This window comes from Sphaerimonospora mesophila, assembly GCF_001417795.1.
Classification (GTDB): domain Bacteria; phylum Actinomycetota; class Actinomycetes; order Streptosporangiales; family Streptosporangiaceae; genus Sphaerimonospora; species Sphaerimonospora mesophila.
This window is the reverse complement of sequence record NZ_BCBX01000034.1, coordinates 205406-220099: the sequence shown is the minus strand read 5'-3', so window position 1 is coordinate 220099 and position 14694 is coordinate 205406. Positions and strand designations below refer to the sequence as shown.

At 71.7% G+C, this 14694-nt stretch carries 14 protein-coding genes; 4 read left to right on the top strand and 10 right to left on the bottom strand.

The window, feature by feature from the left end; translation table 11 throughout:
• Positions 1–23: 23 nt before the first annotated feature.
• The 7 genes from AP234_RS13100 to AP234_RS13070 are packed head-to-tail and all read right to left on the bottom strand — an operon-like array spanning position 24 to position 6446.
• Positions 24–899, bottom strand: coding sequence for an amidohydrolase family protein (locus tag AP234_RS13100; protein ID WP_055479896.1), 876 nt, complete (start codon positions 897–899; stop codon positions 24–26).
• Positions 896–2014, bottom strand: coding sequence for a nickel pincer cofactor biosynthesis protein LarC (larC, locus tag AP234_RS13095; RefSeq protein ID WP_083502055.1), 1119 nt, complete (start codon positions 2012–2014; stop codon positions 896–898). Before larC ends, AP234_RS13100 begins: the two co-directional genes overlap by 4 nt.
• Complete coding sequence (gene larB / locus AP234_RS13090; RefSeq protein ID WP_055479895.1) at positions 2011–2676, bottom strand: nickel pincer cofactor biosynthesis protein LarB; 666 nt, start codon at positions 2674–2676, stop codon at positions 2011–2013. The genes larC and larB overlap by 4 nt, the downstream gene beginning before the upstream one ends.
• Positions 2677–2685: 9 nt before the next feature.
• Positions 2686–3939: a nickel-dependent lactate racemase gene (larA, locus tag AP234_RS13085; protein WP_055479894.1), complete on the bottom strand. Its 1254-nt coding sequence runs from the start codon at positions 3937–3939 to the stop codon at positions 2686–2688.
• Complete coding sequence (locus AP234_RS13080) at positions 3929–4840, bottom strand: aldo/keto reductase (protein WP_055479893.1); 912 nt, start codon at positions 4838–4840, stop codon at positions 3929–3931. The genes larA and AP234_RS13080 overlap by 11 nt, the downstream gene beginning before the upstream one ends.
• Positions 4837–5601, bottom strand: a complete 765-nt coding sequence (locus tag AP234_RS13075; protein WP_055479892.1) for an SDR family NAD(P)-dependent oxidoreductase — start codon at positions 5599–5601, stop codon at positions 4837–4839. Before AP234_RS13075 ends, AP234_RS13080 begins: the two co-directional genes overlap by 4 nt.
• A complete protein-coding gene (locus tag AP234_RS13070) occupies positions 5598–6446 on the bottom strand; it encodes a fumarylacetoacetate hydrolase family protein (protein ID WP_055479891.1) in 849 nt (282 codons plus the stop codon). The genes AP234_RS13075 and AP234_RS13070 overlap by 4 nt, the downstream gene beginning before the upstream one ends.
• A 165-nt stretch (positions 6447–6611) precedes the next feature.
• Between AP234_RS13070 and AP234_RS13065 the strand changes: the two genes are divergently transcribed.
• Genes AP234_RS13065 through larE form a run of 3 tightly spaced genes read left to right on the top strand, consistent with a single transcriptional unit; the run spans position 6612 to position 9480 of the window.
• The gene (locus AP234_RS13065) at positions 6612–7904 is read left to right on the top strand and encodes an L-fuconate dehydratase (RefSeq protein WP_055479890.1); all 1293 of its coding nucleotides are present in this window, start codon (positions 6612–6614) and stop codon (positions 7902–7904) included.
• The gene (locus AP234_RS13060) at positions 7905–8615 is read left to right on the top strand and encodes an FCD domain-containing protein (protein ID WP_055479889.1); all 711 of its coding nucleotides are present in this window, start codon (positions 7905–7907) and stop codon (positions 8613–8615) included.
• Positions 8608–9480 (top strand): ATP-dependent sacrificial sulfur transferase LarE, encoded by an 873-nt coding sequence (gene larE / locus AP234_RS13055; protein WP_083502088.1) that lies wholly within the window; start codon positions 8608–8610, stop codon positions 9478–9480. Before AP234_RS13060 ends, larE begins: the two co-directional genes overlap by 8 nt.
• Before the next feature lie 178 nt (positions 9481–9658).
• On the opposite strand, the gene AP234_RS13050 is transcribed toward larE, so the two are convergent.
• Genes AP234_RS13050 through AP234_RS13040 form a run of 3 tightly spaced genes read right to left on the bottom strand, consistent with a single transcriptional unit; the run spans position 9659 to position 13337 of the window.
• Positions 9659–10705, bottom strand: a complete 1047-nt coding sequence (locus AP234_RS13050) for an ABC transporter permease (protein ID WP_055479888.1) — start codon at positions 10703–10705, stop codon at positions 9659–9661.
• Complete coding sequence (locus tag AP234_RS13045; protein ID WP_083502054.1) at positions 10698–12266, bottom strand: sugar ABC transporter ATP-binding protein; 1569 nt, start codon at positions 12264–12266, stop codon at positions 10698–10700. Before AP234_RS13045 ends, AP234_RS13050 begins: the two co-directional genes overlap by 8 nt.
• Before the next feature lie 12 nt (positions 12267–12278).
• Entirely contained in the window at positions 12279–13337 is a 1059-nt protein-coding gene (locus tag AP234_RS13040; protein ID WP_055479887.1) for a sugar ABC transporter substrate-binding protein, read from the bottom strand.
• Between the two features lie 343 nt (positions 13338–13680).
• On the opposite strand from AP234_RS13040, the gene AP234_RS13035 reads away from it, so the two are divergent.
• The gene (locus tag AP234_RS13035) at positions 13681–14394 is read left to right on the top strand and encodes a FadR/GntR family transcriptional regulator (RefSeq protein ID WP_055479886.1); all 714 of its coding nucleotides are present in this window, start codon (positions 13681–13683) and stop codon (positions 14392–14394) included.
• The last annotated feature ends 300 nt before the right edge of the window (positions 14395–14694 follow it).

The window sequence follows — 14694 nt, the reverse complement described above, 5'->3', positions numbered from 1 at the left end:
GGCCCTGACCCGGCGGGCCGGACTCACCCCAGGCGATAGACCCGGGTGGCCGTTCCTCCGAAGACCTCGTCGCGCTCGGCGGCCGACAGCCCGGCGTCGGTGAGGAGTGCCAGCGCGGTCTCGGCCCAGACGGGCAGGGACCCGGCGAGGAGGCAGACGGGCCAGTCGGAGCCGAACATGAGACGCGAGGGGCCGAACGTCTCGAGCGCGACCTCGACGTACGGCCGCAGCCGCGCCGCGTCCCAGTCGTCCCGGTCCGCTTCGGTGATCAGGCCGGAGAGTTTGGCCGTCACGTTCGGTTCCGCTGCGAGCTCACGGATCAGACCGGCCCACGGTTCGAGCTTCCCGGACGCGATCGGCGGTTTGGCCAGGTGGTCCAGGACGAAGGTCAGCTCGGGCAGCGCGCGTACGGTCTCGATCGCGGCGGGCAGCTGATGGGGAACGACGAGCAGGTCATAGGTGAGCCCGGCCGCCGCCACCTCCCGCAGCCCGCCGCGGACGTCGTCGCGTGCCAGCCAGCGCGGGTCGCCTTCGCCCTGGACCAGGTGGCGGACGCCGCGCAGCAGGTCTCCGCCGGGTGAGGCGGCCAGTGCGGCGAGTTCGCCGGGGAGGCCGGGCCGGGTGAGGTCGGCCCAGCCCACGACTGCGGCGACGGTCTGTGATCGCGCCGCCAGCGCGAGGAACTCGCGCGTCTCCTGGGCGTCGGCCAGGACCTGCACGAGCACCGAACGGCCGATGTCCGCCTCCGCCGCGGTGGAGGCGTAGTCGGAGAGGGTGAAGTCCCGGCGGATGGGGGCCATCTGAGGGGGTTCGAGCCAGCTCTGCGGTCGCCGGGCGAGCTCCCAGAAGTGGTGATGGGCGTCGATGCGGGTCCCCTTGGGTGTCCCGGTGAGTGTCACAGCGCGTCGTGAGCCTCTCGTGCGAGTTGTCTCAGTGGTCTTCCGGTGGCCTCGGCCAGCCTCGCCAGGTCGTCGTGTTCGGGTTTGACCCCCCACGGTCCGTGCTTCATCCGCACGTCCCGGCCGTACAACCGCACGGTCTCGAAGTGCCGGGGCAGCGCGACCTTCTCGACCGTGGTGCGCCGCAGTCCCAGGCTGCCCGTCTCGGCCAGGACGAGTTCCTGCAGACCGTCGGCGAGTTCGACGGGCGCGAGCACGTGGAGGACATGCGCCGGCCGGCCCTTCTTCATGACCGCCGGGGTGATCCACGCGTCGGCGGCGCCGGCGGCCAGGGCGCGCTCGACGACGTACCCGAGGATCTCACCGGTCACGTCGTCGAGGTTCGTCGAGAGGACGACCTGCGAAACGGGCTCGGCGGCGGCCTCCCGCCCGAGCATCGCCACGGTCACGTTGGGCCGGTCGGACAGCTCGCGGGTGCCGGCGCCGTACCCGGTGGCGCGCAGTTCCATCTCCGGCGCCGGGCCGTACACCGTGCCGGCGGCACGGAGCAGCGCCGCCCCGGTCGGCGTGACCGCCTCCCCCGCCGCCCCGCCCCGCACCAGCGCGCCCTTCAGCAGTGCGAGCGTGGCTGGAGCCGGTACGGGAAGCACGCCGTGACGGGTACGCACCGTGCCGCCGCCCAGCGGTAGCGGCGCGCAGTGGACGCGCGTCACCTCCAGATCGCGCAGGGCCGCGGCGCAGCCGACGATGTCGATCAGCGTGTCGTGCCCGCCGAGTTCGTGCAGACGCACGTCGGCGGCGGGCACCCCGTGCAGCGCGCTCTCGACCTCGGCGATCGCGGTGACCGCCGCCTCCGCGACGGGCAGGCCGGCCCGCGCCGCCATCGCGATCAGCTCGCCCGCGCCGCGTTCGGTGGCGTCGTCGTCGACGTCGATCCGGACACGGGTGGCGGTCAGCGCACCGGTCCGCACCCGCTCGGCGTCCAGCCTCCAGCCGGTCAGCCCGGTCAGGGCGACGGCTCCGCGCACGGCGTCGAGGCGGGCGCCCGCGTCGAGGAGGGCCCCGAGCAGCATGTCGCCGGCCAGGCCGGTGAACGGATTCAGGAAGAGGATCACGTCGCACCTCTCGTAAGGCGGAAGGCCGCCAGCGCGGCGCCGAACCCGGAGTCGATGTTGACCACGGTGATCCCCGCGGCACATGAGGTGAGCATGGCGAGCAGGGCCGTCACGCCCTCCAGCGCGGCGCCGTAGCCGGTGGAGGTGGGCACCGCGATCACCGGGGTCTCGACCAGGCCGCCGATCACGCTCGCCAGCGCCCCTTCCATGCCGGCGATGACGATCACGCTGTGGGCCGCGCGCAGGTCGTCGACGGCGGCGAGCACGCGGTGCAGCCCCGCCACTCCCACGTCCCTGATCAGCGTGGTCCGCAGGCCGAGTGCGCAGGCGACGGCCGCGGCCTCCGCGGCCACCGGGCCGTCCGCCGTCCCGGCGGTGACCACGGCGACCGTGTGCTCGATCCGCCGTGCCTCGCGCCAGACCAGCAACCGGGCGTCCCGGTCGTAGCGGCCGCCGGCGACACGTCCGAGCACGGCCGTGGCGGCGTCGGGCTCGACCCGGGTCACCAGGACGGGCCCGGTGTTGCGGCCGAGCAGCACGGTGACGATGCCGACGATCTCGCTCGCCCGCTTGCCCGGGCCGTACACGATCTCGGGCAGCCCTTGACGCGTCTCGCGTTCGAGGTCGATCCGCGCGTAACCGAGGTCGAAAGCGCCGGTCACGCCACCTCCTCAGGCCGTGAGGTAGGGGATGGTCATGGGCCCCTCCGGCAGGACGCAGACCCGCCCGGGCAGGGCGCGTACGGCGGCCGCGATGTCGCCGGTCTGCTCCAGGTGGGCGGCGGCCAGGTCGGCGTCGTCCAGGTAGGACGTGTGCATGATCACGTGGGCGTGCCGCTGGATGCGGGCCTGGATCTGGACCTGCCACTGGTCGGACACGGTCTCGGCGCGGCGGGAGATCTCCGCCAGCAGTGCCTCCGGGGAGGCCGCCGAGGTCAGCACGTCCCGGTAGGAGCCGTGGTCGGGGAACCCGTCCCGGCACTCGGCCGCGCAGATGATCGTGCCACCGGGGCGCACGACCTGAGCGGCGGCGCTCATCCCCTTCACCGACTGGTACAGGTTCTGGTCCAGCGGAAATCCGGCGTTGGTGGTCACGACCACGTCGAAGGGCTCCGCGACCGGCCGCATGGCGGTGGCGCGGGCGGCGGCCGTGGCGGCGGCGTGCATCTGCGGCAGGTCGCCGCCGAACGCCCGCACGATCCGCTGTTCGCGGTTGAGCACGACGTCGAGGGCGAAGGTGACGCCGGTGGCGGCGGCGATGGCGCGGACGTCGTCGTGGACCGGGTTGCCCTCGATGACGCCCCAGGTGGCCCGGGGGTCCGCGATCCGGGCCGCGTCGTGCAGCGTGAGCACGGTCTCCAGGGCGGCGAGCCCGGGCGCGACCAGCTTGGGTCCGCCGGAGAACCCGGCGAAGAAGTGCGGCTCGACGAACCCGGTCGTGATGCGCACGTCGGCGTCCGTCCACTCCCGGTTCAGCCAGACCGGCACGTCCTTGCCGTGGCGACCCATCCACCTCAGCGACGAGGCGTCGCGCGCGTCGTGGTTGACGATCCGTACGGCGTCCACGACCTGGTCGCCGAACATCGCGCGCAGTTCCGTCTCGGTGTTGCCGCGGTGGGTGCCGGTGGCGACCAGGATCACGATGTCGTCGGATTCGACGATCCCGTCCAGCTCGGCCAGGATCGCCGGGATCATCAGGTGCCTGGGCTGCGGCCGGGTCCCGTCACAGGCCGAGATCGCCACCGTCTGCCCGGGCCGTACCCGCTCGCGCAGCGGCGGGCCCGCGATCGGCTCGCGCAGGGCCCGGCGGACCTCGGCGGCCTCGTCCGCCACGGCGGGCCGGGCGACCGGCGTGATCACCGTCGTCCGGTCGGCGGGCAGATCCACCACCAGCCCGCCGGTGCCGTAGGCGAGGTCAACCCGCATGCTCCAGCTCCCTCCACAGTTCCCCGGGCACGGGCGTGGCGGCGAAATCGAGATCCGCCCCCGCCTCGGCGGCGCTACGCGCCCCGATCAGGACCGTGGTGACGGCGGGGTGCCGGTGCGGGAACCGCAGAGCCGCGGCCGGCAGCGGCACGCCGTACGACGCGCAGACCCGCCCCAGCTCGCGCACCCGCGCCAGCGTCTCGGGCGGGACGGTTTCGTAGTCGTAGGTGGTGCCGCCGGCCAGGACGCCGCTGTTGAACACCCCGCCCACGATCACCGTCACGCCGCGCCGCTCGCATTCGGGCAGCAGTTCGCGTGCGGCGGAGCGGTCGAGCAGCGTGTAGCGGCCCGCCACGAGCACCGCGTCGACGTCGGTCTCCCGGACGAACCGGGTCAGCATCTCGGCCTGGTTCATCCCGGCCCCGATCGCGCCGACCACGCCCTGGTCGCGCAGCTCGGCCAGGGCTGGGTAGGCCTGCCCGGCGGCCTGCTCCCAGTGATCGTCAGGATCGTGGATGAACACCAGGTCGAACCGGTCGAGCCCGGTGCGCTCCAGGCTGTCCTCCAGTGAGCGCAGGACGCCGTCGCGGCTGTAGTCGCGCACCCGCACGTGCCCGGTCCGGCCGGGGAACCCCTCCTCCTCGCCTTCGCCGGGCACCAGGACGCGGCCCACCTTCGTCGAGACGACCGCCTGCGCGGCGCCGTCCGGCAGGCCCCGGAGGAAGCGGCCCAGGCGCTGCTCGGCCAGCCCGGCGCCGTAATGCGGCGCGGTGTCGAAGTAGCGGATCCCCGCCTGCCAGGCGGCGGCCAGCGTCTGCTCGGCCTGCTCGTCGCTCACCGGGGCGAACAGCCCGCCCAGCGGTCCGGTGCCGAGCCCGTACGGCCCGAGCCCGACCCTCACGACGACACCGGCCTCGGCCGCAGGCCGGCCATCCCGCCGTCGACGGCCAGCTCGACGCCGATGGTCGAGCCCGACGTGGGGCTCGCCAGGTATGCGACGGCGTGGGCGACCTCCCGCGCCGTCACCAGGCGGCCGTGCGGCTGGCGGGCGCACAGCGCGGCCCGCTCGGCCTCCGGGTCGGGGGCGGCCGCCAGCAGCCGTCCGACCCACGGGGTGTCGACGGTGCCGGGGTTGACGCAGTTGACGCGGATGCCCTCGCGGATGTGATCGGCGGCCATGGCCCTGGTCAGGGCGAGCACCGCGCCCTTGGACGCCGAGTACAGCGCACGCAGCGGCAGCCCGGCCGTGGCCGCGATCGAGCAGGTGTTGACGATCGCCGCGTGCGGGGACTCGCGCAGGTACGGCAGGGCCGCGCGGGTCACCCGGGTGATCCCCACCACGTTCAGGTCGAACACCCGCAGCCATTCGGCGTCGTCGTTGTCGGCGACCGTGCCCTGCGCGCCGATGCCCGCGTTGTTCACGAGCACGTCGATCCGGCCGAACCGCCCGGCGACCGCGGTGATCGCCCGGCGCACGGCGGCGTCGTCGGTGACGTCGCACACGAAGTCGGTGTCCACGAGATCCAGCACGGCCACCCGGGCGCCCCGCGCGGCCAGTTCCTCGGCGACGGCCCTGCCGATCCCCGAGGCGCCCCCGGTGACCACGGCGACCAGGCCGTCGAACTCCCCGCTTCCGCCCCGTCCGCCGGCCGTTTCGCTCATGCCTGGCCGACCCGCTGGCGCTGGCGGCCGAGACCGTCGATCTCCAGCTCCACCACGTCCCCTCGGCGCAGGTAGACGCTGGGACAGCGGCCGAGCGCCACCCCCGCCGGGGTGCCGGTGTTCACCACGTCACCGGGCTCGAGCACCATGAACTGGCTGAGATACCAGATCACGTGGTGGACGCCGAAGATCTGGTTCTTGGTGTTCCCGTTCTGGCGGAGCTCGCCGTTGACCCACAGCCGCAGCCCGAGCGCCTGCGGGTCGCCGACCTCGTCCGCCGTGACCAGCCAGGGGCCCAGCGGGTTGAACGTCTCGCACGACTTGCCCTTGTCCCACTGGCCGCCGCGCTCGTTCTGGAACTCCCGCTCGGAGACGTCGTTGGCGATCGCGTAGCCGGCGATCACGTCCGCCGCCTCCTCGGGCGAGGACAGGTAGCGGGCCGTACGGCCGAGGATCACCGCGAGCTCGACCTCGTAGTCGGTCTTCACGCTGCGCCGCGGCACCAACACCTCATCGTCGGGCCCGACGAGCGTGTTCGGCGCCTTCAGGAACACCACCGGCTCTGGGGGGATCACGGCCCCGGTCTCCTCCGCGTGGTCGGAGTAGTTCAGGCCGATGCAGACGATCTTGCCCGGTCTGGCGACCGGCGCTGCGATGCGCTCGTACGGCCCGGCCTCGGGCAGCCGCCCCTCCGCCAGCGCCGACCGCACCCGTTCGACGCCGCCTCCGGCGAGGAACGCTCCGTCGATGTCGGCCGTCAGCGACGACAGGTCGAGGACCCTGCCATCGGGCGCGAGGACACAGGGCAGTTCCTCGCCCGCCGGACCCACTCGCAACAGCTTCACGGTCTGCCTACTCCGCTGCCTGATCGGGGACGTGTCGTACCGAGCGTGGCAGATTCATTGGGTTGATGTAAACCCATTGTTGGGATATGTGCCGGTTTTCTTGACCGCTTCTCCAGGCACCCATAGTGTTTGCTTCATATTCATCGGATCAATTGGAGCCCGCTCATGCCGACGATCACCTCTGTCGACGTGATGGACATCAGGTTCCCCACCTCCGCCACACTCGACGGCTCGGACGCCATGAACCCGGACGGCGACTACTCGGCGGCGTACGTGGTGCTGGGGACCGATGACGGTGAACTGGCGGGGTACGGGCTGACGTTCACCATCGGACGGGGCAACGACCTGTGCGTGGCCGCCGCCCGGCAGATCGGGGCCCGGCTGGTCGGCCGCGACGTGGACGAGCTGGCGGTCGGCCTCGGCGGCCTCTACCGGGAGATCATGTCCGACAGCCAGCTGCGCTGGCTCGGCCCGGAGAAGGGCGTGGTGCATCTGTCGGCCGCCGCCGTGCTGAACGCCGCCTGGGATCTCGCCGCCCGCCGGGCCGGCAAGCCCCTGTGGCGCCTCGTCGCGGAGATGTCACCGGAGGAGCTGGTCGCGGCATGCGACTTCCGCTACCTGTCCGATGTGCTCACCCCCGCCGAGGCCGTCGAGATGCTGGCCGCGCTCGCCCCCACGCGCCAGGATCGGATCGCCGAGCTGGCCGAGCACGGCTACCCCGCCTACACCACCTCCCCGGGATGGCTCGGTTACGACGACGCCAAACTGCGCAGGCTGTGTCGTGAGGCCGTCGCCGAGGGCTGGACCCATGTCAAGCTGAAGGTGGGCGCGAACGTCGAGGACGACGTACGCCGCCTGTCGATCGCCCGGGAGGAGCTCGGCGACCGCACGCTGCTGCTCGACGCCAACCAGGTCTGGGACGTCCCGCAGGCCATCGCCTGGGTGAGGCGTCTCGCGCCGTACGAGCCGTTGTGGATCGAGGAACCGACCAGCCCCGACGACGTGCTCGGCCACGCGGCCGTACGCGAGGCGGTCGCCCCCATCGGCGTGGCCACCGGCGAGCACTGCCACAACCGGGTCATGTTCAAGCAGCTGCTGCAGGCCGGGGCGATCGACTTCTGCCAGATCGACGCCTGCCGGCTCGCCTCGGTCAACGAGATCATGCCGGTGCTGCTGATGGCCGCCAAGTTCGGTGTGCCGGTCTGCCCGCACGCGGGAGGTGTCGGCCTGTGCGAGCTGGTCCAGCACATGTCCGTGGTCGACTACGTGTGCGTGAGCGGCGGCCTGACCGGTCGGGTCCTGGAGTACGTCGACCACCTGCACGAGCACTTCACCGATCCGGTCCGGGTCGAGCGCGGGCGCTATCTGCTGCCCGAGGCGCCCGGCTACAGCGCCCGCATGCACCCCGAGTCCGTGGCCGCCTACCGTTACCCTGATGGCCACCGGTGGGGAGGGTGAGTGGGCGTCATCGAGACCGCGATCGACACGATCAAGCAGATGATCATCAGCGGGGAGCTTCGCCCGGGACAGAAACTGCCCGTCGAGAAGGACCTCGCCGAACAGCTCGGCGTCGCACGCAACACCCTGCGTGAGGCCGTCCGCGCGCTGATCGCCATGCGGGTCCTGCAGACGCGACAGGGCGATGGCACCTACGTCACCAGCCTCTCCCCCGGCCTGCTGCTCGACGGGATGAGTTTCGTCGCCGACATCCACCTGGACGCCGGGGCCGGAGAGTTCCTGCATGTGCGCAGGATCCTCGAGGCGGAGGCGACGGCGCTCGCCGCCGCGCGCTTCCCCGACGCCGACCTCGCCCGCCTGGGCGAGCTGCTCGACCGGGCCGAAAGCGTCGCGGCGCAGAGCCCGATCGACCACGAGAAGCTGGTCGCCCTCGACCAGGACTTCCACGCCCTCATCGCCTCCCACTGCGGCAACGCCGTCCTCGCCGCCGTCATCCAGAACATGTCCGGCCGCACCGTGCGGGCCAGGATCTGGCGCGGCATGAGCGACCCCGAGGCGGTGCAGCGCACCCTCAGGGAGCACCGCGCCGTCCATCGGGCGCTGCTGGCGCGGGACGCCGAGCGGGCCCGGATCCACGCCGCCGCGCATGTCCTCGGGGTCGAGGAGAGCCTCAACGGTTCGCGTTCTCCGGCAGGTGACGACGATGAGTGACGACCCTTCCTCCTCGGCGCGGGCGACGGCCGACGCGGTGCATGCGGCGAACGACTCCAGCGGCGCCCTGGAGCGCCTGACGGCCCGGTTGCGCGGGGAGAACGCGATCGTCGTCGCCTTCTCCGGCGGCGCAGACTCCGCGCTGCTCGCCTTCGCCGCCACCCGGGTGCTCGGCACCCGGGCGCTCGCCGTCACCGCGGTCTCTCCCAGCCTGGCCGCCGCCGAGCGGGCCGCGGCACGCGCGTTCGCGCGCCGCTACGGCCTGGCCCATGTGGAGGTGTGCACCGACGAGGCCGACCGCCCCGAGTACGCCGCAAACGGCGCCGACCGCTGCTATCACTGCAAGTCGGCGCTGTTCGACGCGCTCACCCCGCTGGCGGCCGCCATGGGCGCCCGGATCGCGCTCGGCACCAACCTCGACGACCTGGGTGATCACCGCCCCGGGCAGCGGGCCGCGACCGAGCGAGGGGCCATCGTGCCACTGGTGGACGCCGGGCTCACCAAGTCCGGCGTCCGCGCGGTCAGCCGCGAGCTCGGACTGGTCACCGCCGACAAGCCGGCGGCGCCCTGCCTGGCCTCGCGGGTGAGCTACGGCGACCCGGTCACGCCGGAGGTCCTGCGCCGGATCGAGGCCGCCGAGGCCGTGCTGCGCGATCTCGGCTTTCCGGTGTGCCGGGTGCGCGCCCACGCCGGCGGCACACTGGCCCGGGTGGAGGTGCCGCAGGCCGAGATCCCGCGCGTGTGCGAGCTGCGCGAGCGCGTCGACGCGGCGGTCCGCGGCGCCGGTTTCACCTTCTGCTCGCTGGACCTTTCCGGTTTCGCTTCCGGCCGCCTCAACGCGCTGCTGCCGCTGCTCGGCCCCTAGTTCGTGTTTCAAGGACATGCCCTGCTACGCACGGTCCAGATGGCGCCTCGCTGCGTTGTCGTCGTTGCCCGTAGCTCCGCTACCGGCTCCTCCTCCGCCTTGCGATGCATCCATCTGGGCCCGCACTCGCGACGGGCAGCACTTTTTCAACACCCCTTAGCCGGGCCGCTCTTCCCGGTCATTCCTGTGACCTGCCCCCGGTGAGGCGGGAAATCGCGAGCGCGGTGAGGATGATTCCCCCATTGAGCGCCTGGATCCACTGTGCGGGGACGCCCGCCAGGGTGAGGACGTTCTGGATCATGTAGAGCAGCAGGATGCCGGTGAAAGCGCCGAAGACCGTGCCCCGGCCGCCGTTGAGGCTCACCCCTCCGATGACGGCGGCGGCGAACACCGTGAAGATCGCGCCGTCGCCCTGGGCGGCGGCGACGGAGGCGAGCCGTCCCGTCAGCAGCAGACCGCCGATCGCGGCCAGCAGGCTCGCGGAGATCAGCACGATCCACAGCACCCGATCGGTGCGGATGCCCGCCGCCCTCGCGGCGTCGACGTTGCCGCCGATCGCGTAGAGCGCGCGGCCGAACCGGGTGAATCCCATGACCACGATGCCGACGGCGAACAGCAGCAGGCAGACCCAGATGGACGCGGGCATACCGAGCCACATCGTCGAGCCGAGGTAGGTCATCGACTCGGGGAGGTTGAAGAAGGTCTGGCCGCCGGAGATGCCGGTGAGCAGGCCGCGCAGCACGATGAGCATGCCCAGGGTGACGATGAAGCCGTTGAGCCCGAAGCGCACGATGAACAGCGCGTTCACCGCCCCGATCAGCGCTCCCACCGCGATGGTCACCGGAACGCCCCAGGCACCGGGCAGCAGCCCCAGTCCCGGTCCCGTTCCGGCGGCGACCGTCAGCCAGGCGGCCACGCCGGGTGCCAGTCCGAAGGTCGACTCGAGCGAGAGGTCCATCTTGCCGGCGATCAGCACGAGCGCCTGGGCGAGGACGAGCAGCGAGATCTCCGACATGGTCTGCAGGATGTTGATCAGGTTGTCGCCCTGGAGGAAGATCGGGTTGACGATCTGCCCGACGATCGCGATCACGATGATCGCGGGGACCAGTGCGAAGTCCCGCAACCGGGCCAGGGGGAGCGCGACGCGGCGCCTTCCCATACCGTCCGGCGCCGGGGAGCCCGGCGGGCGTCCCGTGGTGGCGTGAGCGGCGGTGGTCTCAGGCATCGAGGTCGACTCCTTCCATGGCGGCCACCATCTCGTGGTCATGCCAGCCGGCGGGCAGTTCGGCGACGACGCGGCCGTGGAACATCACCAGCACCCGATCGCACAGCCGCAGGTCGTCGAGTTCATCGGAGGCGATCACGACGCCCGTGCCGTTGCCGGCGCTCTCCTCGACCTTGCCGAGGAGGAACTCCTTCGACCGGACGTCGACCCCGGCCGTCGGTGTGATCAGCACGAGCAGGCGGGGCTCACCGGCCAGCGCGCGGGCCATGACGACCTTCTGCTGGTTGCCGCCGGACAGCCCCGCGACGGGCAGTTCGGGGCCGGGTGTCTTGATCGCGAGATTGTCGATCATTTCGCGGGCCAGCGTGTCCTTGCGCCGGACGCTGACGAAGCCCGCCGTGCCGAGCCGTTCCGGGACGGTCATCGTGACGTTGTCGGCGATCGACATCAACGGGACGAGCCCCTGATGGTGGCGGTCCCTGGGCACGAATCCGACACCGGCGGCCAGCGAGTCCGGCACGCTGCCGGGACGCGGGCGGCTCCCGGCCACCTCAAGGGTGCCCGACTGCGGGGCGCGCAGCCCGACGATGGTCTCGGCGACCTCGATCTTCCCGCTGCCGCCGAGACCGGCCAGCCCCACGATCTCCCCGGCACGGACGCGAAGGTCGACGTCCCGGTAGACCTCGCCGTGGCTCAGGCCCCGTACGTCGAGGACCACCGGGGCGCGCTCCGGGACCGGCACACGGACGGCGTGATCACGTAGGCGGGCGGCCTCGCCGGTCATCGCCGCCACCAGGTCTCCCTGCGACAGGCCCGCCACCGGCGCGGTGAGGATGTGCCGGGCGTCGCGGTAGACGGTGACCGTGTCGCAGACCTCGTAGATCTCCTGCAGGTGGTGGCTGATGAACAGGAAGGTGACCCCCCGCTCGCGCATCGCCCGCATCCGCTCGAAAAGCCGGGCGATCGCCGCGCCGTCGAGCTGTGCGGTGGGCTCATCGAGGATGACGAACCTCGCGCCGAACGACAGCGCCCGGGCGATCTCGACGAACTGCCGCTGCTCCACCCCGAGTTCCCCGGCCGGCCGGCGGACGTCGACCTCCACCGACCAGGTCTCCAGGAGCTCGGCCGCCTTCCGCCACAGGCTCTTCCAGCCGATCAGCCGCAGCCGGTTTCTGTCGTGCCGGTTGAGGTAGAGGTTCTCCGCCACGGTCAGCTCAGGGATGATCGTGGACTTCTGGTAGACGCAGGCGACGCGCTCCCGCCAGGCGTCGCGGTCCGCCGGCCGCGGAGCGGGGACTCCGGCGAAGCGGACCTCGCCGTCGTCGGGCGCCTGCAGCCCCGTCAGGATGGAGACCAGGGTCGATTTGCCCGCGCCGTTGCGGCCGACCAGCGCGTGGGTCGCGCCCGGTTCGATCGTGATGTGCGCACCGTCGAGCGCCAGCGTCTCGCCGTACCTCTTGGTGACGCGCGCGGCCTCCACCGCGGCGGGCCGCGCCGCGACGGCGGGCCCGTCACCGCGGGCGGGTGGCGGGCTCGCGGGCCCTCCCGCGATCTCTTCCATCGCCACGCCCCCTCAGCTCAGGTTGTTGCCCCACAGCGACGTGTCGTCGTACTTGACGCTGGGGACGCCGCCGTAGGTGCCGCCGTCGGCGGTGACCAGCGGCGCGGTCAGCTGGTCCTCCAGCAGTCCCGGCCGCACCTCGATGATGGTGCTGTCGTGATCGGTCCTGCCCGGCTGGAAGGTCTTGCCCTCGATCGCGGCCTTGGCGTAGAACAGCGCGTACTTGGCGTAGAGGTCAGCGGGCTGGGAGACGGTCGCGTCGATGTTGCCGGAGGCGATGTCCTTGAGCTCCTGCGGGATGCCGTCGTTGGAGACCACGAAGACGTGCTCGGGGTCGTCCGGCGGCACCAGGAGGCCACGCTGCTTGAGCACCTGCAGCGTGCCGGCGAGGGCGAAGCTCGACTGCATGTAGACGCCCTTCACGTCCGGGTTCGCGGTCAGGACCGTGGAGAGTTTCTGCGAGGCCACGGCTCCGTCCCAGTTCGTCGCCTCACCGAAAACCTTGATGCCGGGGTAGTTCTGCTTCATGCAGTCGTTGAAGGCCTCGGTGCGGTCGCGGCCGTTGATGGAGGCCAGGTCGCCCTCCAGCATGACCACACCGCCCTCTCCGCCGAGCTTCTCGCCCAGGAACCTGCAGGCCTTCTCGCCGTACGCGCGGTTGTCGGCGCGGACGACCATGAAGGCCTCCCCCGTGTCCGGCCGGGTGTCCACCAGCACGGCGGGGATCTTCTTGCTCTTGAGCTGCTGCAGTGTCGGGGCCACGGCCGCGGTGTCCTGCGGTGCCATCACCACGCTCCGCACGCCCTGCCCGACCAGGGTCTGCACATTGGCGGTGAGCTTCGCGATGTCGTTCTGGGAGTTGGTGGTCTTGATCTCCGCGCCGAGCCCACCGGCGAGCTTCGGAACGTAGCCGATGTAGGAGTTCCAGAAGTCCGTGTCCGAACGGGGGTAGTCGACTCCGATGAGCGGACCCCCCTCCGCGCCCGCCCGGCCGCCGGAGCCGCCGCAGGCCACGGCGAGACACCCCGATAATGCCAAGACCGCGGCGAGCGCGACCCGTCTGCCTTCCATCGTTTCTCCTTCTGAAGCACCGGGGCCGCCGTACCGTCGTTGACGGCGACAACGCTCAGACAGGGCCCGCGGCCCGGCGCGGCGGACCCCGGCGAGGTTCGCCGCGAACGCACTCAGCGCCGACAGGACATGGGATGTCTTTCTACGGCCAAACCCCGGTCAGTGTCCAGACCCCGGAGCAGAATCGCGAAAATCCGGGCGTTCACCGGCACTTGCGGGGGAATTAACGGATACGTCGCAGGGCCCTTCGGACCCGGATCGGCGTACACATCACATGTCCGCTCCCTCGGCCCGCGTGCGGCCTGTGTGGAGGACGCCCGTCTCCACGTACCAGAATTCAGGTATGTCGTTGACCGAGCAGGCGATCGAACGCATCCGGCAGCTCATCAAGGACGGGACCCTGCCCCCGGGCGCCCGGCTGCCCCCCGAACAGGAACTCGCCGCCGAGCTGGGCCTGTCCCGCAACCTACTCAGAGAGGCGGTCCGCTCCCTGGTCACCACCCGCGTGCTGGAGGTACGCAGGGGTGACGGCACCTACGTCACGAGCCTTTCGCCGGAGCTGCTGCTGGAAGGAGTCGGCCTCGCCGTCGAGATGATGCGGGGCGACGACCTCATCGAGATCACCGAGGTGCGGCGGCTCTTCGAGCCCGTGGCCGCCGGATTGGCGGCGACCCGCATCACCGCCGAGCAGCTCGCGGAGGTCGAACGGCACCTCAATGCGATGATCGCGGCGCAGGACGACGTAGAGGCGCTCAACCACCACGACGACGCCTTTCACCGCGCCGTCTTCGAGGCGACGGGCAACAAGTCGCTGTCCGCCCTGCTCGGCGGCATCGCCAGCCGGACGCTGCGATCGCGCGTATGGCGCGGCCTCGTCGAGGAGAACTCGGCCGACCGCACGATCGCCGAGCACGCCGCCATCTACCGCGCGCTCGCGCACGGCGACGCCCCCCTCGCCCAGGCCGCCGCGCTCATGCACGTCAGCACCACCGAGACCTGGCTGCGGGAGAACCTCGGCCGTTCGCTGATGGAAACAGCCGCGGAACCACTGAGGTGATCATGCCGATCCTCACCCGCCCGGAGGCGGGTCTCGTTTCGTAGACATCACACCCGCGCCTTCGGGTTCTCCGCTGAGAACCGATGGATACGACGCACGGGTTCCGCGTGATGCGGTCAGGCCGACGTGGCCGGACCGGCCGCGGGCGCGGTCGCGTGAAACGTTCATCTCGTCCGCCGCGCCTTCCGACGACACCCGCCTCGGGCCGCGGCCGGCCGAGAGCGCCGCCGACTCGGTTTCCCGCGGCGCGGACCAGCGGGCATTCCACGATGACGATGTGAGCGGCAGGTACGGAGAGAT

What these genes read in the sequence shown, in the direction of transcription:
- larA (WP_055479894.1), bottom strand. Translation starts at nt 3,939, where the DNA reads ATGCGGGTTGACCTCGCCTACGGCACCGGCGGGCTGGTGGTGGATCTG.
- AP234_RS13075 (WP_055479892.1), bottom strand. Translation starts at nt 5,601, where the DNA reads ATGAGCGAAACGGCCGGCGGACGGGGCGGAAGCGGGGAGTTCGACGGC.
- AP234_RS13065 (WP_055479890.1), top strand. Translation starts at nt 6,612, where the DNA reads ATGCCGACGATCACCTCTGTCGACGTGATGGACATCAGGTTCCCCACC.
- larE (WP_083502088.1), top strand. Translation starts at nt 8,608, where the DNA reads ATGAGTGACGACCCTTCCTCCTCGGCGCGGGCGACGGCCGACGCGGTG.
- AP234_RS13050 (WP_055479888.1), bottom strand. Translation starts at nt 10,705, where the DNA reads ATGCCTGAGACCACCGCCGCTCACGCCACCACGGGACGCCCGCCGGGC.
- AP234_RS13045 (WP_083502054.1), bottom strand. Translation starts at nt 12,266, where the DNA reads ATGGAAGAGATCGCGGGAGGGCCCGCGAGCCCGCCACCCGCCCGCGGT.
- AP234_RS13040 (WP_055479887.1), bottom strand. Translation starts at nt 13,337, where the DNA reads ATGGAAGGCAGACGGGTCGCGCTCGCCGCGGTCTTGGCATTATCGGGG.
- AP234_RS13035 (WP_055479886.1), top strand. Translation starts at nt 13,681, where the DNA reads ATGTCGTTGACCGAGCAGGCGATCGAACGCATCCGGCAGCTCATCAAG.